The sequence below is a fragment of the Hyphomicrobium sp. genome, assembly GCF_003987855.1.
GTDB lineage: Bacteria > Pseudomonadota > Alphaproteobacteria > Rhizobiales > Hyphomicrobiaceae > Hyphomicrobium_B.
The window spans coordinates 333,541-354,230 of sequence record NZ_RXIZ01000004.1; the positions used below are offsets into that span (position 1 = coordinate 333,541).

Below are 20,690 nucleotides of genomic sequence, written 5' to 3' on the forward strand. Positions count from 1 at the left end.
TTTTGTCAGCGTCGCGGTATTTCCGTGCTGAGCGCCCAAGGCCGTTCATCCCATTCATTTTCGGCGCCACGAGAAGATTTTCCGCCCCTCTCTTGCTTTCCGCCGACGTTGGCGCGATCTTTAACGTATCAAAGATTGGACGGCGCCGTTTGAGCGAGACAACCGACCCCATAGTTTTCCGCCCGCGCTCCGCGGGCACGCTTGGACCCTCCGACGCCAATTCGGAGCCAAGCCGTCGAACCACTTTCGATCGCTACGAACTGACGGCCATTCTGGATCTTTACGGCCGCAAGGTCGCTTCCGGCGAATGGCGTGATTACGCCATCGATTTCCTCCGCGACAAGGCCGTGTTCTCCGTCTACCGCAAGGCCAGCGAGTATGCCCTCTACCGCATCGAGAAGGATCTCCGCCTGGCACGGAAGCAGGGCGCGTATAGCGTCATTGCCGCGGGCGGCCTGATCATGAAGCGCGGCCACGATTTGAAACGCGTGCTGAGCGTTCTCGAAGACCGCCCTGGCGTCGTCCGCTTCTGAGTTTTTCCTGCCGATTCCGGACGGTTCTCGGAACGCGAGTCGGAAGCGGCAATAAAAAAGGCCCCGTTTCCGGGGCCTTTTCTCAGGTTCCAGGCGACAAACCGTTAGTTGCTGCGGTTCATCATGCCCAGAATGTTCAGGATGTGAATGAAGAGCGTGATGAACGAGCCATAGAGCATGAAGGCACCGAACACCGACGAGCGCTTCAACTGAGCTTCGCCGCCGTACTGGGCGTTCTCGATGTACATCGACTTGATGGCCTGCGTCTCAAAGGCCGTCACGACCGAGAAGAGCAATACGACGACAGCCGAGATACCCATGCTGACGGTCTTGCTGGTGCCCGGATCGGTGATGAAAAAGTAGCTGCCGATCATCACAACGATGAGGCCAATCGAGGCCATGGAGAGGAAGCCGCTCCAGCCCGTCATGTCTTTCTTCGTCGTGTAGCCGATGAGGCTCGTTACCGCGAACATTGCGGCGGCGATGAAGAACGCCTGGCCGACGAGGCCGGCCATACCGGTTGAAACGTAAAGCGAGATCATCGGCGCGATCAATGCGCCCCAGAGAGCGCAATAGAGCCAGTAGGCGCCGTGGGCGACGACGTCACTGCCGCCGAAGAAAAGGCGCGGCGCAAACCAGCCAAGTCCAAGGACGGCCGCGAACACGACCCACTTCATCGGGCCAAGAGCGATCGCCGCCATAACCTGCGGGTTGGCCATGAGAAGCATGACAACGGTGGCCGTACCGGCAACGCCGAGCGCCATGTAGTTGTAGGTGCCGAGCATGAACGAGCGCAGCCCCTGGTCAATCGCGCCAGATGTCCGCGCGCTGCCGTACGGGCTATTCGGTCGCGAAAAAACTTCAGCCATGGTCCTCGTATCCTCGTGTTATCCGGCCAAACCGCCGGTTCTGCGTACCATATGACCCTGCGGTCAAACCCTTTCAAGATCCGGAAACAGAAAGCGGAATTCTTTTATTCTGAACGCAAAATAGTTACCGCCGGAGCTCTGAGGATACTCCAGGTTCCGATTCCGCCAAAGACCGCAATCATGACGCCGGCGACGGCGAGGGTGCTGAACACCGCGCCGAGCGAGAAAACGTAGTCCAACTCCATCACCCGGGTGACGGCCACCCATGCAATTGCACTCCCCAGCGCGATCGCGACAAGCGCCGCAATCGTCGCGAGTAGGGCATATTCCCAGGCGTGCGCCTTGAGAATTTGCCGCCGCCGGGCGCCGATCGTCTTAAGGATGACCGCTTCGAGAACTCGCCGGCGCTGGGCGGTAACAAGGGCCCCTGCGAGCACCAACGCCCCCGCGGTCAGAGTCACGCTGCCCGCCACCTGCACCGCGACCATCACTTTCGCGAAAATTTTGCTGAATTGATCGATGGCGTCCTTCACCCGGATCGCGCTGACGGACGGGTACGAGCGGCCGAGATCCCGAACCATCGCGGTTTCGACCTCGGACGCCGTGCCGTGCGGCAGGCGCACGGTCGCGAGTAGATTGTGCGGGGCCGCTCGAAGCGTGTTTGGCGAGAAAACCATGATGAAGTTGAGCGCGATGCTCTCCCACTTCACTTCGCGCAGGCTCGCGACCTTGGCGGTGATGTTGCGCCCGAGCACGTTGATGGTGACGGTGTCTCCGATCCCCAGCCCGAGCTTTTTCGCGATCTCGCCTTCGAATGAGACCAACGGCGGCCCCGAATAGTCCTTCGGCCACCAGGAACCAGCCGTGAGCGTCGACCCCTCTGGGATCGTCTCGGCGTAGCTGAGCCCGCGATCGCCGTTGAGCACCCATTGCGTATCGGCCGCAAACTTCATGTTCTCGACGGGAACGCCTTTGATATCGACGATCCGACCGCGCAACATCGGCGCATCGACGATGCTCGCGCCTTGCACGTCTTGCGTGATCTTCGCCTTCAGGCCGTCGAGATCGGACGGCGGGATATCGAGCAGAAAGTAATCCGGCGCTTCCGCTGGCAACCGATCCTGCAGATCGGACACGAGCGCCGCGTTCGCCAGCGCCACGACGACAAGCAGCGACAGCCCGGTACCAAGTGAAAGAACGACCGACCGCGTCAAGCCATCGGGCGACGCGATGTTGCGAAGCGCCAGCCCAAGCTCGGGACGGTTGGGACGCGGCAGTCGTTTCGCCAACCGCCCGATGACGCCGCCTAACCAGCCGAACACGGCGAGCATCACCACAAGTCCCGCGATCACATAAAGCGCAATGGAACGCGGCTCGGATGTCAGCACCGCTATTCCGACGAGGATCGCGGCGAGCACGGCCATCAACGCCAGGAGAGCGTTTCGCGGACGGCCGCCAGGTCCCCCGATGCTGTCGCGAAAGAGAACGGTCGCAGAGACGTTCTCCGCTCGCCCCAACGGCCAAAGCGCAAAGAGCAGCGCGACCACAGCGCCGTAGAGCGCCGCCAATCCAAGGCTCTGCGGCGACACGGACACGTTGATGCGAACAGGCAGGAGATCGCCGTAGAACTCGTCGATGATCGAGGGCACGGCGACGCCCAAGGCAAGACCGATGGTAATACCGACCGCGCTCATGACGATGAGCTGCACGAGGAAGATCCCCATGATCTGCGAGCCCGTGGCACCGATGCTGCGCAGCGTCGCTACGACCTTCATGCGCTTGTCGATGAAGGTGGAAACGGCATTCGCTATGCCGACGCCGCCCACCAGCAGTGATGCGAGGCCAATGAGAATGAGGAATTGCCGCAAGCGGTCGAGCGCGCGGCTGATCTGCGGTGACGGATCGAAACGATCGGAACCCGTATACCCGCCGAGCGCCAGCTTTTCGCCCGTGATCCGGCGCAACTCGCCGAGCGTCGCCCGGTCGGCCGCGCCCCCTTCAGGAAGTTTGATCGCATAGCGCCACCGGATCAGAGTTCCGGGTTTTACAAGGCCCGTCTTCTCAAGCGCATCGAGCGAGAGGAAAACGCGCGGGCCATAGGTCATCCTGTCGACGATGGCGTCCGGCTCGTTGTCCAGAATGCCCTTGACCGCTAAGTCCGCTTCACCGACGCGGAGGCGATCGCCAAGTTTGAGGCCCAGCCGATCAAGCAGCATCGCATCCGCAACGACGCCGTCGCCCGCGATTGCGTCGGCGAACGAGCCGCCGCCTTTCAGGGTCGCTGCACCCGACAACGGATAGGATCCGTCCACGCCTTTGAGTTCGGCGAGCGCCTGATCTGACCCATCGACGCGCCGGGCCATCGTCCGCATAGTCGCCGTTTCGCTCACGTGTCCGAGCGCGCGAAAGACGTCGAGGTCCTGAGGGGTCGCGCGGATATGCATTCGCGCAAAAGCCAGATCGCCGCCGAGGATCGTCTCGCCCTGCGTGGTCAGCCCCGATCGCAACGCATCCGCGAGCGCGCCGACCGCCGCGATCACCATCACGCCCAGCGCGAGGCACGCGACAAAAATGCGAAAGCCGTCGAAGCCGTTGCGCAATTCGCGCATGCCGAGGCGAACGATCGTCAGCACACCCGCCTTCCGCCGCGGAGTCGTGGTCTCCATTCCCGTCAGAAGGGTCACGAGGACACCGCGCGCATGGACGTATTCGTCTCCTCATCCGCCGCGATGAGCCCGTCCGCCATGCGGATCACGCGATCGGTCATTGCCGCGAGCTTGTTGTCGTGCGTAACGATAACCAGCGTTGCGTTTCGGCGTTTGCGAATGCCGAACAGCAGATCGATGATCTGCTTGCCGGTGCGGCCATCGAGATTGCCCGTCGGCTCGTCGGCGAAAAGAATGTTGGGCGAGCGGCTCAACGCCCGCGCGATTGCAACACGCTGTTGTTCGCCGCCCGAAAGCTCCGCCGGGAAATGGTCGACACGCGCGGTGAGACCGACTTCGGCGAGAAGGTCACGCGCCGTTTCGAAGGCTCGCGCCTCGCCGGCAAGCTCCATGGGCAAGGCAACGTTCTCCAGCGCCGTCATCGTCGGCACGAGGTGGAAGGACTGGAACACGATCCCCATCTCCGCGCCACGCAGGACCGCGAGGTCGTCTTCCGCCAACGGTCCAAGCTCGCGTCCCGCAATCGTGATCCGACCGCTCGTGGCGCGCTCGAGACCGGCCATGGTCATCAGAAGCGACGTCTTTCCGGATCCCGAAGGACCCACGATCGCAGCGCTTTGGCCATGTGGAAACGTAAGCGAAACGCCGCGAAGAATTTGCACTGGCCCAGCCCGGCTCGTCAGCGTCAGATGCACGTTATCGAGTTTGATGATCGGATCGCTCAATCTAAATTACCCTGCATTGGTCGTATCGGACTTGTGCCGTTCACATTGAGCCTCTACGTCAGCTGGTGGAATGTGTGATGTGTGGGGCCGAAAGATGAACGTAGCCTTTTCACGTGCCCCAGGCCTGACCGCAAAGGTCGCACTCCGTCTGATGGTCTTTGCCGGCTTGGTCGTATCGCTTCTTCATCCTTCAACCGCGGCTCCTATGCGTCCTGTCACCATCCTTGCGTTCGGCGACAGCCTGACGGCCGGCTACGGCGTCGCACCGAGCCAGTCGTTTCCCGCGCAGCTTCAGATGGCGCTTGAAGCGAAGGGACACAAGGTCACCGTGACGAATGCCGGCGTTTCCGGCGACACCACCTCGGGCGGCCTCGAACGCCTGGACTGGGCGCTCGATCCGAAACCCGACGCTGTGATTATCGAACTCGGCGCCAACGATGCGCTGCGCGGGATCGATCCGAAAGTGCCGCGCGCCAACCTCGATAAGATGCTTGCGAACCTGCAGGCCAAAGGCATTCCGGTCCTGCTGACGGGAATGAGGGCGCCAAACAATTGGGGCGGCGATTACACCAAAAACTTCGACGCCATGTACCCCGAGCTTGCAGCGAAATACGCCGTTCCGCTTTATCCGTTCTTTCTAGAAGGCGTGGCGCTCGACCCCTCGTTCACGCAGCCTGACGGCCTTCATCCGACGGGAAAGGGCGTCGCTGAGATCGTGAAGCGCATCCTGCCCGACGTCGAAGCACTCGTCGCCCGCGCGGAGCAGAGCCAAGCGGCTCAAAAAGGCGCGACGCCATAAGTTCATTCGCGAGGACATCACCATGCCGCGACTGTTCACAGCCATCGAGCTTCCTGAAGATACCTGCGATGAGCTCTATCGCCTGCGCATGCCGTTGCCCGGCGCGCGGTGGATCAAACCGGAGAGCTATCACATTACGTTGCGGTTCGCGGGCGACATCGCCAACAACGACGCGCGCGAGTTCGCCGACAACCTGTCGCGCATCGAGCCAGACGGATTTGAGTTGCGCTTGTCAGGCCTCGGCGTTTTTGGCGGCGATGATCCCCACACCCTTTGGGTCGGCGTCGAAACGACACCCGAGCTCGAAGAGCTAGCGCGTGAGCACGAGAAAGCCGCGCGCAATGCCGGATTGTCTCCAGATACTCGCGCGTTCAAACCGCACGTCACGCTCGCGCGCCTGAAGCATTCCAATGTCGAAGCCATCGCGCGCTATCTGTCGCGCTACAGCGGCTATCGCTCTGCGCCCTTCTTCGTTGGCCGAACGGTACTGATGTCCTCACGCCCCGGCGTTGGCGGCGGACCTTACGGCATCGAGGAACGCTTTCCGATGCGCGGAATGGGATTTCTCGCCGACGAAGGTGAAGCGGCCTGGTAGGCTCTTCAGCTCACCGTGATGATGATCTTGCCGGTCGCCTCGCGGCGTTCGAGGATGCCCAGCGCTTCACGAATTTGGTCGAGCGAATAGGTCCCGTGAATTCGTGGCTTGAGACGCCCCTCCGCCACCCAACTCAGGACTTTGGCCATGTTGGCTCGGTGCCCTGCCGGGTCTCGCTTGACCGCTTCGCCCCAGAAAACGCCAGCCATCTCGGCGCCGCGAAGCAACAGAAGATTGATCGGAATCTTCGGGATCTCGCCCGCTGCAAACCCGACGACGAGAAATCTACCTTCCCAGTTGAGCGCACGAACCAACGGCTCCGCCGCTTCTCCACCGATGCAGTCATAGACGACGTCCGCGCCGTCGCCGCCGGTGAGATTGCGAACTTCGGTTTTGAGATCGGCCCCGGGGAAAAGGATCACGTCATCCGATCCGGCATCGCGTGCGATCGCAGCCTTTTCTTCCGAGGAGACGACGGAAATGACGCGCACTCCCATGAGCTTGGCAATCTCGACGGCGGCTTGACCCGCGCCGCCGGCAGCGCCGGTCACCACGACGGTCTCGCCGGCTTTGACCTTGCCGCGATCGTTGAGACCGTGAATTGCCGTCCCATACGTCACGGAAAGCCCGGCAGCGACCTCCAGCGGCACACCTGCTGGGATAGGAATGAGGCTGCCGACATCGACCGCGATTTTTTCCGCAGCCCCGCCCCAGTTCACGTAAGCCATGACGGGCTGTTCCACGTGAATCCCGTGATCGTTCACACCGACGGTCTCGACGATCCCGGCAATCTCCGCGCCGGGAGAAAAAGGCAGTTCCGGTTTGAATTGATATTTGCCGCGGGTGATCAGCGTATCGGCGAAGTTGAGGCCGACTGCCGCAACCCTCACGACGGCTTGCCCGTCCCGCGCTACGGGGTCGGCCCGGGTCTCAACAACCAGGCCCGATGGCCCGTCAAGGCTCTTGCAAAGAGCTGCCTTCATATGTGACGTCCCACTCGCTGAAACCCCCTCTGACACACACGAGCGGACCAGAATGTCAAGAAAAGCGACCACATGGCCGCCGCACCCCAAGGGCTACTTCGCGATTGGCGCTGAACGCATGTCGAAGTCGCTGAATTTGGGAAATTTGATGCGCTCGGCACATGCTTTCGGAGCGGCGTTCACGTTCACGGTCGGCGCCACCTATAAAGCCATCGAGGCGCATGCCGACACGTCGAAAAGCCAGCTGCATCTCCCCCATTACAACTGGGCGACGCTCGATGACATGGCGCTGCCCGGCGGTTGCAAGCTCGTCGGCATCGAGCTGCTCGACGACGCGGTCGATCTTCCGAGCTTTCGTCATCCACTTCGCGCCGCCTATGTGCTCGGACCCGAGTTAGGCTCCCTCTCCGAACCCCTGATCGAGCGCTGTGACTATGTCGTCAAGATCCCGACAGCCTTTTGCGTCAATGTCGCCATGGCCGGCGCAATCGTGATGTATGACCGAATCAAATCGCTGGCGCGATTTGCCGATCGGCCGATCGGCGAGGGGGGCCCTTGAATGCGGAACGTGGGTAAGACGTTGTTCGCTATCTGCCTTGCCGCCGTCCATTCCGGCGCGGCGGCAGCTGACCAGATGACACGCGCCTACACCTCCGGCGATTGGTCTCTGATGACCGACGCGAACACCCCGCATCTTTTCTGCTTCGTGACGAGCGAGCCGAAATCGACCGCGCCGGCCGATGCCCAGCGCCAACCTCCCCGCGCCTACATTTCGGCGTGGCCCAAGGACGGCATTCGCGCCGAGGTTAGCTTCCGCATGGGGTTTCGCGTCAAGAAGAACGCACAGGCCCTGGCGACCGTGAGCCCAGCCGGATTTCGGCTATTTGCCTCCGGCGACCGCACCTACGTCTCGGATTCGACGCGCGAGCTGAAACTTGTCGAGGCCATGCGCAAGGGCACGACCATGACGGTTGCCGCCACCTCGGACGCGGGTGCCGCCGTAACCGACACCTACTCCCTCAACGGCATCGGCCAAGCACTCCAGAAGCTACAGGAAACCTGCTTCTGAAAAGCACTAGCCACGATTCTTTGAGCGCAGATGCACGTAGATCGCACCTTCACCACCATGCTGGATCGCTGCCGTCGTGAAGCTTACGACAATCGCCCGCAAATCCGGCTCCTCGAGCCAGCGCGGTACGTTGCGTTTCAACACCCCGCGTTCCCGATCCGCCTCCCCGACATGCGCCGCCGCTGAGTCCAACCCCTTGCCTTTGCCGGTGATGATGAGAACGTACCGGAGGCCGCGGCTTTGGCAGCTCATGAGAAAGCGGCGCAAAGCAACATGTGCTTCGTGCTGCCGCATGCCATGAAGGTCGACTCGGGCTTCGATGTCGACCCTGCCGCCCCTGATCTTGCGGACACTGTTGCGATCGAAAAGGGACAGCTCAGGCGGTGCCGAACGGGAAGCTTTTGGGGCAGGCTGCGCCTCGGCACGCGAAGCGGCCTTACTTTCTTTGCTGACCGCGCGTTCGGCGGCCGAAGGCCTTGATTTCGGACTGCCCGATTTCGCCAGGTCGCTGGCGGGATGAAACCGCCCTTTAGCGCGCTTCAGCGGCTCTATGCTCGCTGCGAGGTGCCGCCAGACGTCATGGTCGTCATCGCCGCCAGAACCGCTCTTCTTACCCCCGCTGTGGCCGTGCGGCTTCTTCACAGTCCGCTGCTCGCCGTTTTAGGATCGGGAAAGAACGAGTTCTCCGCGCCGCCGTCGATCGGCAGCAATGCGTAGAGGTGCCCGGGCTGCTTCGTAACACCCGCGAGACGCCCTGCATCATCACCCGAACCGAAGTAGATATCGCCGCGCTCGGTCCCTTTGATCGCCGAACCCACATCGTGCGCCACCATCAGGCGGCGAAATCCACCGGACTTCGTTGCGTGCGTGATTTTCGGCGCATCGACGAAGATCGGCGTTCCGATCGGATAATAGGTCGTGTCGATCGCGAGGCTGCGGCCAGCCTGCAAAGGAATGCAGCCGACGCCCATCGGCGCATTGGCCTCCGTGCCTGAAAGCTCCTTGAAGAAGACATAAGATTTATTCTTCCACAGCACTGGCTTGGCGCGATCTTTGTCGGTCTTGAGCCACTTCTTCAAAGACTTGAGCGACATCTCGTCAGCCGTCATCTGGCCTTCGTCGATCAGGACGCGACCCACCGACGTATAGGGATGGCCGTTCTTGCCGTCATAGGTGACGCGCACTTTCTCGCCGCTCGGCAATTGGATGCGGCCCGACCCCTGCACCTGCATGAAAAAGACGTCAACGGGATCCTTGAGGTACATGAGCTCGAGCCCCTGACCCTCAAGACCGCCTTGCTCGATGTCGGCGCGCGTCAGGTAAGGTTCGAGCCCTTTCGCCGTTTTGCGCTGATGCGTCAGTGAGCCGGACTTGGCCCCTCGCTCACTTTCCGCGACGACATTCACGAGGTCGGGCGGCCGCCGATAGATCGGAACCTTGTAAGTCTTGTCGGGAATTCGCGAGCCTTTGATCAATGGCTCGTAGTAGCCCGTGAGCAGACCTTCGGCATCACCGCCCGAAATGCGATGCGGACGAAAATTCGTTTCAAAGAACTGCCGCGCTTCACTTCTTGTGCGAACGCTCTTGGCTTTCGACATCGCGACGGCGCGCTCACAGACATCGATGAGAGCCTGCGGCGACCCAGCGCTGTCGTGCTTGGCCGGACGCACACCTGCCCGCAACACGGGTTTGCATGATGCAAGAAACGCTTTCCAGGCGGCCAGATGATCATCCTCGCTCCAACCGGCGAGATCGCTGAACGTCATCGGTTCGAATGTGACGACAGGGGGCGTCATGGCAGGCTGAGCTTTGTTCTGAATGTCGCTGGCAGCTGGCGCGCTCGCCGCTACCGCGCCGTTATCGCAGACCGCTGGGCTTAGAAAAAGCAGCATAAACAGAAGCAGCCCGCACGCACGGCGAGCTCGCAATATCTGTGGGTGATACGCACACTCGGTCAAAAGGCGCCCCCCGGTGCCCGACCCACGCTTGAACCCGACTTCCCTGCGTTGCGGTGTTCACCGCCCAGCAGAACAACACGTCCAGATTAACTGTCGCTTAATCGCGTCTCAATTTGGCGCCTGCGTGGCGACCAGACGCCAATTCGGGTTGCCGCGTGCCTTTGCCGACGAGATGTCGCGACTGAAGGTCCAGATATCGGTGACGTCCCTGATCCGCTGCGCGTCCCCGGAGATCACCTCTCCCGCCTTGTCGCGCGTCGCCGAAATGAGTTCGCTGACGAAACGAACGGTGACGAACGCGACGCCGGTCTTGACCTCGGCCTCCACGATCTCGGCTTTCTTGATGCCGACGAACTGCTGATCGATGATCTCGCCGCGGGCTTCACGTTCCGCGATCGCGGCGGAGAAGCCGTCGTAGACTTCCTTGCTCAAGAGATCCTTCAGCGCGCGCCGGTTGCCTTCTGCGAACGCGGAAACGATCATTTCGTACGCGCGCCCAGCGCCGGCGATGAAGGAGTCCGGGTCGAGTGTCGGATCGAGCTTGGCGATTTCAAGAAGGCCGGTCGTGACCGCTGGATCCTGGACTGGATAGGCACGAATGCGCGCTTCGATGTTTGGCGTAGCCACCTCCGCCGCGGGCGCTGGAGCGACAGGCTCGCGATCGCGCCGTGGCATCGAAATGACGTCTGCCGAAGCGGTTTCGGTGGCTGGACGCTGAGCCGCGTCCCGCTCGCGCGCTTTCAGGCGTTCAACGCGGTTTTCGTCCTCGTCCGTACGCTGGCCAAGCACGCTCCTGAGCTTGATGATCGCAGCCACGGCCACGACGAGTGCAATGAGCGTTATGAGATCGAATTGACCATTCATTCTAGGGGTCAGCGCCTCCGGTGAGATTGGGCATGCGTCGGCCGACGACCATCCACCCAAGCTAGGCATGTATCTAAGCCCGGGGACGGACGATTTGAAGAAGGCAGCTATATCACCTTAAGGTTGCCCCGTCTGCCGCCGATCTGGGAGTCTCGAAAAGCTCGGAAAGTAAGCTTCTGATGTGAATATAGTTGAAACGGCAGGTGTCCTTTCAGCAAGGCCGGTGGCTGCTGACGTACAACCGCGCTAAGGTGTCGCGAATGTTTGATGAGCTTTTATGTCCCAACCGGTGAAAATCGCCCTGATCCTCGCGCTGGCAGCCCTTCCGCTGCTGGAAATCGGGCTCCTGATCCGTCTTGGTCAGCTTCTGGGCATCTGGTGGCTTGCCGCCATTATCATCGGCACGGCGATCCTCGGCACCTACGTCATTCGCAGGGTCGGCCTACGCGTTTTCGAACGCGCGCTGTCTCGTCTCGGGTCAGACCGCGAGGGCTTCTCCCCGCTTTTTGACGGCTTTCTCCAAGTCCTCGCCGGCCTGCTTCTCATTTTTCCCGGTGTCATTGCTGACGCCTTCGGCCTCCTCCTGCTGATCCCGCAGGTTCGCGACATCGTGATCCGAACGGGTTTGTTGAAGCTCGTCACCCTGTTCCACTACCAGGCCGAAGTCAGCCGCGAGGCGTTTCGCGCGCAATCTGATGCGCCCTCGCCCACCGAGGACGACGGCATCGTGATCGAGGGCGAGTATGAGCGCGTGAGCGAGCGGCCGCTGTACCCTGGCAAGGCAGTGCAGCCTCGCCGTCACAGGTCATAACAGCTGCGGCCGATCCATTGCGCCGCCCTGAGCGACGTGCTAGCGACCGCCGCGACTTGGAAATTGAACATCGAACGATGTGAAGAGGACGTCATGGCCGAGCAGGGTAGCAATGGAAACGGCGCTGGAATGACGCCTCGCGCCGACGGCCAGATTCCGATCCAGGCCAAGATCGTCAATCAGTATATCAAGGACCTCTCATTCGAGAATCCGAACATCCATAAGCTGATTTCAGGCATCGGCGATCAACCCAACCTGCAGGTCGAAGTCAACGTCGGCGCTCAACGGATCGACGGCGATCTTTTCGAAACGGCGATCGACTTCAAGGCCACCGCCACCAACAAAATCGGCACGATCTACGTCCTCGAACTCGTCTATGCCGGCCTCTTGAAGATAGAAAGCATTCCGGAAGGTGCGCTTGAACCCTTCCTCCTGATCTCCGGCCCGTCGATGATCTTCCCCTTCCTGCGCCGGCTCGTATCCGACATCACGCGCGAAGGCGGCTTCCCGCCGCTGCTGCTTGATCCGATCGATTTCGGCGCGCTTTATATGCAGCGGCAGCGCCAGCGCCCATCGGCGCCGGGAAAAACGTTCGCTTAAGACCGGTTCACGCCGGGCTCTTGTTCCAGAAGCTGAGCCACAGCGCCGGCGTCTTCATCTTCTCGATGAAGGAGCGGTGCGCCTCGACTTCAGCTTCCCCGATGCGCGCTGGCAGCGGCTCAGAACGCAGCATCGGGTTGCTGCGTCCCGCACCGACCCGGATCGCTCCAGCCGATTTTACACTCGCTGACTGCAGGCCGAACGTTGCCTGCCGCTCGCCCAAGAGCTCAACGTAGACTTCCGCAAGCAACAGACTATCAACCAGCGCGCCATGTTTCGTGCGCTGGGAATTGTCGATCGCATAGCGCTTGCAAAGGGCGTCGAGGGTGTTGGGACCCGCCGGATGCCGCCGCCGCGCAATCGCGAGCGTATCGACGACGCGATCGAAACTGATCGCCTTTTCTCCCAGAAGTCCGAGTTCATGATTGAGAAACATGATGTCGAACTGGGCGTTGTGAATGACGAGGATGTCATTACCCAAAAAATCGAGCAGTTCGCGTGCGACGTCTTTGAACAACGGCTTGTCGAACAAAAACTCCGTTGAGATGCCGTGAATCTCCTGCGCTTCCCTCGGCACGTCGCGCTGCGGATTGATGAAGCGGTGAAACTCTCGACCAGTCGGAATCCGGTTGATCATCTCAATGCCGCCGACCTCGATCAGGCGATGTCCGGTCTTGGGATCAAGACCCGTGGTTTCCGTATCGAGAACAATTTCGCGCATCGCGTCCCTCGCGCCCCCCGGCGCAATTCTTCAGGCGCGCCAGAACTGTTCGTACGCGGTGGCGCTCAACGGCAGCAATCTAGTGATGATTATATCGATTTGGCTGTTGCAGCTTTCCACGGATCCGCTCGTGTCCACAACGAAATCCGCACGCGCGCGCTTTTCTGCTTCCGGCAATTGCCGCGCGACGACCGCCTCGAACTTCGCCTCCGTCATGCCGGCGCGCGCAAGCACACGCTGGCGCTGAACCTCGGCCGAAGCCGTGACGACCACAATGGCATCGACATGCGCGTCGCGTCCCACCTCCAGAAATAACGGAACCTCGAGAACGGCAATCGCCGCACCATGCGCATTTTCCGCCTGAAGGAAATGCCGCTCAGCCTCGTGCACGCGTGGATGCACGATTGCTTCAAGTTCCTTGAAACGATGAGGCGCGGCAATGAGCTGCTCCGATAGCTTCGTGCGATCGACGGCGCCACCAGTGCACGAACCGGGAAACGCCTTCTCGATCTCGTCCGCGAGCGGCCCGGCATACAGACGATGGACTTCGGCATCGGCATCGAAAACACCGATCCCGCGCGCGCGAAATCGCGCCGCCGCGGTCGATTTTCCCATACCGATCGACCCGGTCAAACCAACGACAAGCATCAAGCCTCGCGAATATTCTCAGCAACGAGGGCGTAGAGCTCGGAAGAAACCTCAGGCCGGACGCCGAACCATTTTTCAAATCCGGGAACAGCCTGATGGAGCAGCATGCCGAGACCGTCGACCCCCACCAATCCATGCGTGCGCGCGGACCTTAGAAGCGGAGTTTCCAACGGGACGTAAACGAGATCAGCAACAACCGGCCCTAACTTGGCTAATTTGAAGTCGATTTCGGGATCGCCTTTACCGTTCATGCCAATTATCGTCGTATTAACAATAACAGATGCTTGCGCGACGTGATCGTTCCGGACATCCCATGACCAAGCCGAGACTGCTGCACCGAAGTGCCGCGCGATCTCTTCAGCCCGCTCAATGGTGCGGTTGAACACGCGGATGTCATGGCATCCGCGATCAAGGAGGCCGTAGACGACGCCTCGCGCCGAGCCACCTGCTCCAAGCACGAGCGCAGCGCCATCGGTCTCTTTCCAGCGCGGCGCACACTGATCGAGATTAGCGATGAACCCGTACGTGTCGGTGTTTGCGCACGCAAGATCCTGTCCTTCGAACCAAAGCGTGTTCGCAGCCCCGACCGCAATAGCGGACTGAGACTTGATCACCGCCGCTGCAAAGGCCGCCTCCTTGTGCGGTACAGTGACGTTGCAGCCTGCAAATCCGCGGTCTTTCAGCGTCGCGAGAAAACCGCCGAGTTCTTCCGGCTTTACGGGTTCTTTCGTATAGGCCCCGTCGATTCCGTATTTTCGCAACCAATAGCCGTGGATGAGCGGCGAGCGCGAATGCGCAATCGGCCAGCCGATGACGCACGCCTTTGTCATGCTGTGATCATCTCTTCGTCCCGCAATCGCTCAAGCAGCGGCAGAAGGGGAATGCCAAGAATCGTGAAGTAATCGCCCTCGATTCTCTCGAACAGTTGCACCCCGGAGCCTTCGAATTCATAGCACCCGACGCTTCCGAGAACTCTGTCGCCCATCCGCTCCAGATAAGCTGCCAGGAACTCCTCCGAGAAGTCGCGGACGCTCATGCCGGCAGTCGCCGTGGTCTGCCAATGCACGTTGCCATTCCTCGCCAACGCAACAGCCGAGATGAGATCGTGCGTTCGCCCCCGCATCATGACGAGGTGTTCCCGCGCCTCGGCGATGCTTTCGGGCTTGGAAAAGATCTTGCCGCCGAGCAGAAGAACCTGATCCGCGCCGATGACGAGCGCATCCGGATGCTGCACGGAAACGACCCGCGCTTTTTCAGCGGCGAGGACGCTCGCAACATCGCTTCCCTCCGCCCCTTCAGTTTGCTCCAGGATCGCCGTCCGAATGGCAACTTCGTCGATTTCGGCTGGAATGACCTCGAAGGCGAGGCCAGCCGCTTGAAGCAATGATCTTCGTGCTTCGCTTCCTGAGGCGAGAACGAGACGCGTCATTTCAGGCATTGCGCGGGTCCGCCTCCGATCGCGTTCCCGATCTGCGATCTTGCAAGAGCTTCAGAATCATCGTTGCTGATTCCTCGATCGATCGCCGCGTAACGTCGATGATCGGCCAGCTATACTGCGCCGCGAGTTTTCGCGTGTAAGCGATTTCCGCCGAAATCGTATCCCGATCGACATAAGTTTCGAGGTCACGATCGGCCATCAGAATCGCTCGATTTCTACGGACATCGGCGATCCGGTCGACGTTGGCGATGAGACAGACGACAAACGCCGTATGCGGCTGCAGAAGCTGTTCGGGCAACGGCACCTGCGGCACGAGCGGCAAATTCGTCGTCTTGTATCCGCGTTGCGCGAGATAAAGCGATGTCGGAGTTTTCGACGTGCGCGAGATCCCGAGCAGCACGATATCCGCATCGCTGAGATTATCGGGCAGTCGGCCATCGTCGTGCGCCATCGTGAAATTCATGGCATCGATTCGCCGGAAATAATCGGCATCGAGCACATGCTGGCCCGCCACTGTCGGCGTTTGCGGCGCGCCGAGATAACTCTCGAACACTTTCATGATGGGTTGCAGCACCGCGAGACACGGAATCTTCAGCTGCTGGCAATGCGCTTCAAGCTCCGCGACGAGCGCTGTATTGACGATAGTGTAGAGCACGATCCCCGGCTCCTGCTCGATATCGGCGAGCACGCGCTTCAGCTGGCGCTGCGTCCGCACGAGCGGATGCACATGCTCGATAGCGCGAATGTTTTGATATTGGACCGTGGCAGCTTTTGCGATCGCGACCAGCGTCTCGCCCGTCGAATCCGAGACGAGGTGCATGTGAAAGAGACTGGGAAGCGTCATTGCGATCGTCTCATGAAAAGGTCCGCGGCGGCATGTTCAAAACTCAAAGGTTATCCCCCGACCCGGTTGGTCGGTCACGTGTTGAGAGAACAACCATCGCCTGACCCACGGCGATACCCACATCCGGGCAAAAGGGAAAGATGTTGTCCAGCAAATGGCCGTCCAAAGGAACAATCAGCCTCTACAGAGCCTCTCCAGGCCTTCTCCACACGTCGCTCTTTCGGGTTGGTGACGCATGCCGGCGGCAAGCCCTTGATTAATGGACGCCTTAACGATCCTATTGCGCCGTACGTCAGACAAACGCTAGGGCTCGTGCTACACGAACCTGAAGTGGGATACCTTGTGGACGGAGCGTGGACGATCAACCGATCCCCGCAAACCCCCGGGGTAAGAGTCAAAAAAATAAGCTTCAAGAAGTTTGTCTCATTTGAAGTGAAGGGAAGGAAAGCGGTGCAACTCACGACCGAACGGATCGAGAAGCGCTTCCTGCAGCCGTTTGCAGGCAAGGCCGTTGCACCCCCTCCGATCTGGCTGATGCGCCAGGCTGGCCGCTATCTCCCCGAGTACCGGAAGACACGCGCCGAGGCTGGCAGCTTTCTCGACCTGTGCTATTCGCCGAAACTCGCCGCGGAAGTCACCCTTCAGCCAATCCGGCGCTACGGCTTCGACGCTGCCATCCTGTTTTCCGATATCCTCGTGGTGCCCGATGCGCTGGGCCAAAGCGTTCGCTTTGCCGAAGGCGAAGGTCCGCGGCTGGACCCAATCAAATCGGTTGATGGCCTCTCCCGACTCGCCCTATCGAACACCAACGACAAATTTTCGCGTGTCTGCGAAACCGTCGAGCGGCTCAGTCAGGCGCTGCCGCGCGAAACAGCCCTGATCGGATTTTGTGGGGCACCTTGGACCGTCGCAACATACATGGCCGAGGGCAGGGGCTCGAGCGATCAGGCTGCGGCGCGGGAATGGGCCTACGCCGACCCGGAAGGTTTTGCGCAACTCATCGATATTTTGACCGAAGCGTCGATCGTCTACCTCTCCAAGCAAATTGATGCGGGCGCCAATGCCATTCAGATTTTCGACAGTTGGGCCGGCAGCCTTTCCGAGGATGAGTTCGCCCGCTGGGTCATCGCTCCCACGGCACGCATCGTGAGCGAAATCCGCAGTCGTCACGCCAGTATCCCCATTATCGGTTTTCCGCGTGGCGCTGCCGCTCTCCTCGAAACCTACATCCACGGGACGAGCGTTGATGGCGTCAGCTGCGATACATCCTGCCCGCTGAGCATCATGCAGAAAATTGCACAAAGCGGCAAAGCCGTGCAGGGCAATCTCGATCCGCTGCTGTTGGTCTCTGGCGGCGATGCGCTTGATCGGAGAACCGACGCCATTTGCCGAGCCATGGCGGGGCTACCCTTTGTGTTCAATCTGGGCCACGGCATCGTTCCGCAAACGTCGCCTGACAATGTGGCTCGGTTGGTCGAGCGCGTGCGCGTGAATCGGGCCTGACAAGATGGCAGACACACCCGTGAGCAAATCGCCCGCCTTTCGCGCTGGCGCTTCCCTTGTCATCACGGCGGCGGCCGCTGCAGCGCTGATTTTTGTGATGGGTGACGCCGCATATCTCTGGATCAAGGCGGTCCACGTCATTGCCGTCATCGCCTGGATGGCGGGGATGCTGTACCTGCCACGTCTCTTCGTTTATCACGCCGACACGCCGGTCGGTTCGCCTCAATCTGAGACTTTCAAGATAATGGAGGGGCGCCTTCTGAACTACATCACCACGCCTGCGATGGTGGTGACCTGGGTTCTGGGGTTGTGGCTCGCCTGGCGGTCCGGGTTCTGGACGGCGCCCTGGCTACACGCCAAATTCACGCTGGTGCTTGTGCTTTCCGGGTTGCATGGCTACCTGTCGGCGGCGACCCGCCGATTCCGTGAAGATCGAAACACGAAACCCGCGCGACACTGGCGCATTATCAATGAAGTTCCGACCGTGCTGATGATCGGCATTGTCATCCTCGTGGTTGTAAAGCCGTTTTGATACTTCCCTCGTCGCTGTCGATCTGCTATCTTCCATCGGTCCTCATAAGGATTTTGGCAGACGGCACGTTTCGACGTTTAAACGTCAACGCTCGCTGGGTTTCACGACGGGGCGCCCGCCTCGTCGCCGTTGTGCCAGGCTCATTCACCCCACCTCACCACCCGATACCGCTGTGATGCGGCACTTCGTGGAGTTCTATTTCAATGAAGCAAATGAAGCTCGAGGATTTGAAGCGGAAGTCTCCCGCCGAGCTCGTCACCTTCGCCGAAGAGGCGGGGGTAGAGAATGCCTCGACCCTGCGTAAGCAGGAATTGATGTTCGCGACGCTCAAGCAGCTCGCGACCCAAGAGACGGAAATTACCGCTACAGGCGTCGTCGAAGTTCTGCAGGACGGCTTCGGCTTCCTGCGCTCGCCGGAAGCGAACTATCTGCCGGGTCCCGACGACATCTACGTCTCGCCTTCGCAGATCCGCCGCTTCGCCCTGCGCACCGGCGACACGGTCGAAGGCCAGATCCGCTCACCCAAAGACGGTGAGCGCTACTTTGCTCTTCTGAAGGTCTCGAACATCAACTTCGAAGACCCCGAGAAAACCAAGCACAAGAGCCATTTCGACAACCTGACGCCGCTCTATCCGACGAAGTGGCTGAAACTTGAAATCGAAGACCCGACGATAAAGGACCTGTCGCCCCGCGTCATCGATATCGTCTCGCCTATCGGCAAAGGCCAGCGCGGATTGATCGTGGCGCCGCCGAGAACCGGCAAAACGGTTCTGCTTCAGAACATCGCACACTCGATCTCCGTCAATCATCCGGAATGCTACCTGATCGTTCTTCTGATCGACGAACGGCCGGAAGAAGTCACCGATATGCAGCGCTCTGTGAAAGGCGAGGTCATCTCCTCGACCTTCGACGAGCCGCCCTCACGCCACGTCCAGGTTTCGGAAATGGTGATCGAGAAGGCTAAGCGTCTCGTTGAGCATAAGAGGGACGTCATCATTCTTCTGGATTCGATCACGCGCTTGGGTCGTGCCTACAACACCGTCGTGCCGTCATCCGGCAAGGTTCTGACCGGCGGCGTCGATTCCAACGCGTTGCAACGGCCGAAGCGCTTCTTCGGCGCAGCCCGCAACATCGAGGAAGGCGGCTCACTGACCATCATCGCGACCGCCCTTGTGGATACCGGCTCGCGCATGGACGAAGTGATCTTCGAAGAGTTCAAGGGCACCGGCAACTCGGAAATCATCTTGGATCGCAAGGTCTCCGACAAGCGCGTCTTCCCGGCAATCGACGTATCGCGCTCGGGCACGCGTAAGGAAGACCTGCTCATTCCGAAGGATCAGCTCAAGAAAGTCTACGTGCTCCGCCGCATCCTCAATCCGATGGGCACGATGGACGGCATCGAGTTCCTTATCGACAAGCTGCGTTCGACCAAGACCAATGGCGAGTTCTTCCAGTCGATGAACACGTAACGGTCAAAAAGATTCACGTGAAAAAGGCCGCTCAAACGAGCGGCCTTTTGTCATTTCTGCGAATGTGGAGAGCCTATTCCGCCGCGTGCAGAACCTGGTCGCGCGCTTCCTGCGCCGGCGTCTTGGCTTTCGCCGCCGCCATCTGCTTGTAGCGCTCAGGCTCGCCTTTCCCCGGCACATAGACCCAAGGCAGGATCAGCTGCTCCCACAGGCTCTTCGGGAAGTTCGGCAATTCATCGACGCCCATATCCTTCGCCGTCACCTCGCGGCCGAGCTTCTCGGAGTAGGTGCCGAACATGCGATCCCAGATCGTCAGCAACAGGCCGAAGTTGCAGTCTCCCTCGGTGCCCCAGTTGACGTGGTGCATGTGGTGGATGCGGCCGATCGCGAAATGCTTCTGCAGCGGGCCAAGACGCGTATCGACGTTCGAATGCTGCACGATCAGCGTCACGGAGATGAGAAAGCCGAGCACGACCGCGACCGGCACCGGCATACCGATAATGACGAGCGGCATGTTGCCGACGATCATGTCGAGCGCTTGGTGCAGCGGATGGCGGATCACGCCATTGTAGCCATAGAGCCGCCCGACGCCGTGATGCACGGCATGCAGCCGCCAGAGCAGCGGCAGCCGATGGCTGAGGTAATGCATGAACATGAAGGCGAAGTCGGCGACGACGAACGCCATCAGCACTTGCGACCACATCGGCCACTGCGTCGGCCAGATGCCCTGGAACGGGAAGAGCCAGCAGATGACGGGAATGAGGAGGACGCCGTTGATCGCCCCCAACTCGTAGAGCGCGATGTGACCAGTGTTGGTCAGCATGTCGCCATGCTCGCCATGGTCATTCCATTCCGGGAAGACCGGCGCGATGCGCTCCGCCAGCAACGAAGTTGCATAAGCCGCGACGAGAAGCGGGAAAATTAGCGCGTACGCCCACGTCTTCCCCTCCGCGACGACCAGCTGACTGACCACCCAGTAGGCGGCGCCGGTGAGGCCGAGCATCATGAATGGGATGTAGCCGTAGCGAACGGCTTCTCTCAGAAATTTCATGGGGGGCTGCCT

23 protein-coding genes are annotated in these 20,690 nt (G+C 60.5%); 10 read left to right on the forward strand and 13 right to left on the reverse strand.

The window, feature by feature from the left end:
• The first annotated feature begins 149 nt into the window (after nucleotides 1-149).
• Nucleotides 150-533, forward strand: a complete 384-nt coding sequence (locus EKK30_RS03895) for a DUF2794 domain-containing protein (protein ID WP_290980517.1) — start codon at nucleotides 150-152, stop codon at nucleotides 531-533.
• 104 nt (nucleotides 534-637) lie between these two features.
• Here EKK30_RS03895 and EKK30_RS03900 read toward each other — a convergent pair whose 3' ends face one another.
• The 3 genes from EKK30_RS03900 to EKK30_RS03910 form a co-directional block, all read right to left on the reverse strand.
• A complete protein-coding gene (locus EKK30_RS03900; RefSeq protein WP_290980520.1) occupies nucleotides 638-1,402 on the reverse strand; it encodes a Bax inhibitor-1/YccA family protein in 765 nt (254 codons plus the stop codon).
• 104 nt (nucleotides 1,403-1,506) lie between these two features.
• On the reverse strand, nucleotides 1,507-4,086 hold the full coding sequence (locus EKK30_RS03905; protein WP_290980524.1) for an FtsX-like permease family protein: 2,580 nt from the start codon (nucleotides 4,084-4,086) through the stop codon (nucleotides 1,507-1,509).
• Entirely contained in the window at nucleotides 4,083-4,793 is a 711-nt protein-coding gene (locus EKK30_RS03910) for an ATP-binding cassette domain-containing protein (RefSeq protein WP_290980527.1), read from the reverse strand. Before EKK30_RS03910 ends, EKK30_RS03905 begins: the two co-directional genes overlap by 4 nt.
• 94 nt (nucleotides 4,794-4,887) lie before the next feature.
• On the opposite strand from EKK30_RS03910, the gene EKK30_RS03915 reads away from it, so the two are divergent.
• Together EKK30_RS03915 and thpR are read left to right on the forward strand one after the other, a co-directional pair.
• Nucleotides 4,888-5,592, forward strand: a complete 705-nt coding sequence (locus EKK30_RS03915; protein ID WP_290980530.1) for an arylesterase — start codon at nucleotides 4,888-4,890, stop codon at nucleotides 5,590-5,592.
• 22 nt (nucleotides 5,593-5,614) lie between these two features.
• On the forward strand, nucleotides 5,615-6,187 hold the full coding sequence (gene thpR, locus EKK30_RS03920) for an RNA 2',3'-cyclic phosphodiesterase (protein WP_290980533.1): 573 nt from the start codon (nucleotides 5,615-5,617) through the stop codon (nucleotides 6,185-6,187).
• A 5-nt stretch (nucleotides 6,188-6,192) separates the two neighbouring features.
• On the opposite strand, the gene EKK30_RS03925 is transcribed toward thpR, so the two are convergent.
• Complete coding sequence (locus EKK30_RS03925) at nucleotides 6,193-7,170, reverse strand: NADPH:quinone oxidoreductase family protein (protein ID WP_290980536.1); 978 nt, start codon at nucleotides 7,168-7,170, stop codon at nucleotides 6,193-6,195.
• Between the two features lie 52 nt (nucleotides 7,171-7,222).
• On the opposite strand from EKK30_RS03925, the gene EKK30_RS03930 reads away from it, so the two are divergent.
• Nucleotides 7,223-7,729, forward strand: a complete 507-nt coding sequence (locus EKK30_RS03930; RefSeq protein WP_290980538.1) for an RNA methyltransferase — start codon at nucleotides 7,223-7,225, stop codon at nucleotides 7,727-7,729.
• Nucleotides 7,730-8,239, forward strand: coding sequence for an invasion associated locus B family protein (locus tag EKK30_RS03935; protein ID WP_290980541.1), 510 nt, complete (start codon nucleotides 7,730-7,732; stop codon nucleotides 8,237-8,239).
• Between the two features lie 6 nt (nucleotides 8,240-8,245).
• Here EKK30_RS03935 and EKK30_RS03940 read toward each other — a convergent pair whose 3' ends face one another.
• The 3 genes from EKK30_RS03940 to EKK30_RS03950 all read right to left on the reverse strand — a co-directional run bounded on the left by EKK30_RS03940 (nucleotide 8,246) and on the right by EKK30_RS03950 (nucleotide 11,061).
• Complete coding sequence (locus EKK30_RS03940) at nucleotides 8,246-8,881, reverse strand: Smr/MutS family protein (RefSeq protein ID WP_290980544.1); 636 nt, start codon at nucleotides 8,879-8,881, stop codon at nucleotides 8,246-8,248.
• Nucleotides 8,878-10,131, reverse strand: coding sequence for an MltA domain-containing protein (locus EKK30_RS03945; protein ID WP_290980547.1), 1,254 nt, complete (start codon nucleotides 10,129-10,131; stop codon nucleotides 8,878-8,880). The genes EKK30_RS03940 and EKK30_RS03945 overlap by 4 nt, the downstream gene beginning before the upstream one ends.
• A 174-nt stretch (nucleotides 10,132-10,305) precedes the next feature.
• On the reverse strand, nucleotides 10,306-11,061 hold the full coding sequence (locus EKK30_RS03950; protein WP_290980550.1) for a Tim44/TimA family putative adaptor protein: 756 nt from the start codon (nucleotides 11,059-11,061) through the stop codon (nucleotides 10,306-10,308).
• A gap of 277 nt (nucleotides 11,062-11,338) precedes the next feature.
• On the opposite strand from EKK30_RS03950, the gene EKK30_RS03955 reads away from it, so the two are divergent.
• Complete coding sequence (locus EKK30_RS03955; protein WP_290980553.1) at nucleotides 11,339-11,872, forward strand: FxsA family protein; 534 nt, start codon at nucleotides 11,339-11,341, stop codon at nucleotides 11,870-11,872.
• Between the two features lie 129 nt (nucleotides 11,873-12,001).
• Nucleotides 12,002-12,472 carry a protein-export chaperone SecB gene (secB, locus tag EKK30_RS03960; protein WP_366927318.1) on the forward strand — a complete coding sequence of 157 codons (471 nt, stop codon included), beginning with the start codon at nucleotides 12,002-12,004 and terminating at the stop codon, nucleotides 12,470-12,472.
• 7 nt (nucleotides 12,473-12,479) lie between these two features.
• Here secB and dnaQ read toward each other — a convergent pair whose 3' ends face one another.
• Genes dnaQ through EKK30_RS03985 form a run of 5 tightly spaced genes read right to left on the reverse strand, consistent with a single transcriptional unit; the run spans nucleotide 12,480 to nucleotide 16,123 of the window.
• Nucleotides 12,480-13,193: a DNA polymerase III subunit epsilon gene (gene dnaQ / locus EKK30_RS03965; RefSeq protein WP_290980559.1), complete on the reverse strand. Its 714-nt coding sequence runs from the start codon at nucleotides 13,191-13,193 to the stop codon at nucleotides 12,480-12,482.
• A gap of 30 nt (nucleotides 13,194-13,223) precedes the next feature.
• A complete protein-coding gene (coaE, locus tag EKK30_RS03970) occupies nucleotides 13,224-13,841 on the reverse strand; it encodes a dephospho-CoA kinase (protein ID WP_290980562.1) in 618 nt (205 codons plus the stop codon).
• A complete protein-coding gene (locus EKK30_RS03975; protein WP_290980565.1) occupies nucleotides 13,841-14,671 on the reverse strand; it encodes a shikimate dehydrogenase in 831 nt (276 codons plus the stop codon). Before EKK30_RS03975 ends, coaE begins: the two co-directional genes overlap by 1 nt.
• Nucleotides 14,668-15,279 (reverse strand): Maf family nucleotide pyrophosphatase, encoded by a 612-nt coding sequence (locus EKK30_RS03980; protein ID WP_290980568.1) that lies wholly within the window; start codon nucleotides 15,277-15,279, stop codon nucleotides 14,668-14,670. The genes EKK30_RS03975 and EKK30_RS03980 overlap by 4 nt, the downstream gene beginning before the upstream one ends.
• Nucleotides 15,272-16,123 (reverse strand): pyruvate, water dikinase regulatory protein, encoded by an 852-nt coding sequence (locus tag EKK30_RS03985; RefSeq protein WP_290980571.1) that lies wholly within the window; start codon nucleotides 16,121-16,123, stop codon nucleotides 15,272-15,274. Before EKK30_RS03985 ends, EKK30_RS03980 begins: the two co-directional genes overlap by 8 nt.
• A gap of 450 nt (nucleotides 16,124-16,573) precedes the next feature.
• Here EKK30_RS03985 and hemE point away from each other — a divergent pair, with 450 nt between their 5' ends.
• The 3 genes from hemE (at nucleotide 16,574) to rho (ending at nucleotide 19,627) form a co-directional block, all read left to right on the forward strand.
• Nucleotides 16,574-17,626 (forward strand): uroporphyrinogen decarboxylase, encoded by a 1,053-nt coding sequence (hemE, locus tag EKK30_RS03990; RefSeq protein WP_290980574.1) that lies wholly within the window; start codon nucleotides 16,574-16,576, stop codon nucleotides 17,624-17,626.
• Nucleotides 17,627-17,630: 4 nt separating this feature from the next.
• Nucleotides 17,631-18,158, forward strand: a complete 528-nt coding sequence (hemJ, locus tag EKK30_RS03995; protein WP_290980577.1) for a protoporphyrinogen oxidase HemJ — start codon at nucleotides 17,631-17,633, stop codon at nucleotides 18,156-18,158.
• Between the two features lie 203 nt (nucleotides 18,159-18,361).
• Nucleotides 18,362-19,627, forward strand: coding sequence for a transcription termination factor Rho (gene rho, locus EKK30_RS04000; RefSeq protein WP_290980580.1), 1,266 nt, complete (start codon nucleotides 18,362-18,364; stop codon nucleotides 19,625-19,627).
• 73 nt (nucleotides 19,628-19,700) lie between these two features.
• Here the strand turns inward: rho and EKK30_RS04005 are convergent, their stop codons facing one another.
• A complete protein-coding gene (locus EKK30_RS04005) occupies nucleotides 19,701-20,678 on the reverse strand; it encodes a sterol desaturase family protein (RefSeq protein WP_290980584.1) in 978 nt (325 codons plus the stop codon).
• Nucleotides 20,679-20,690: the final 12 nt, after the last annotated feature.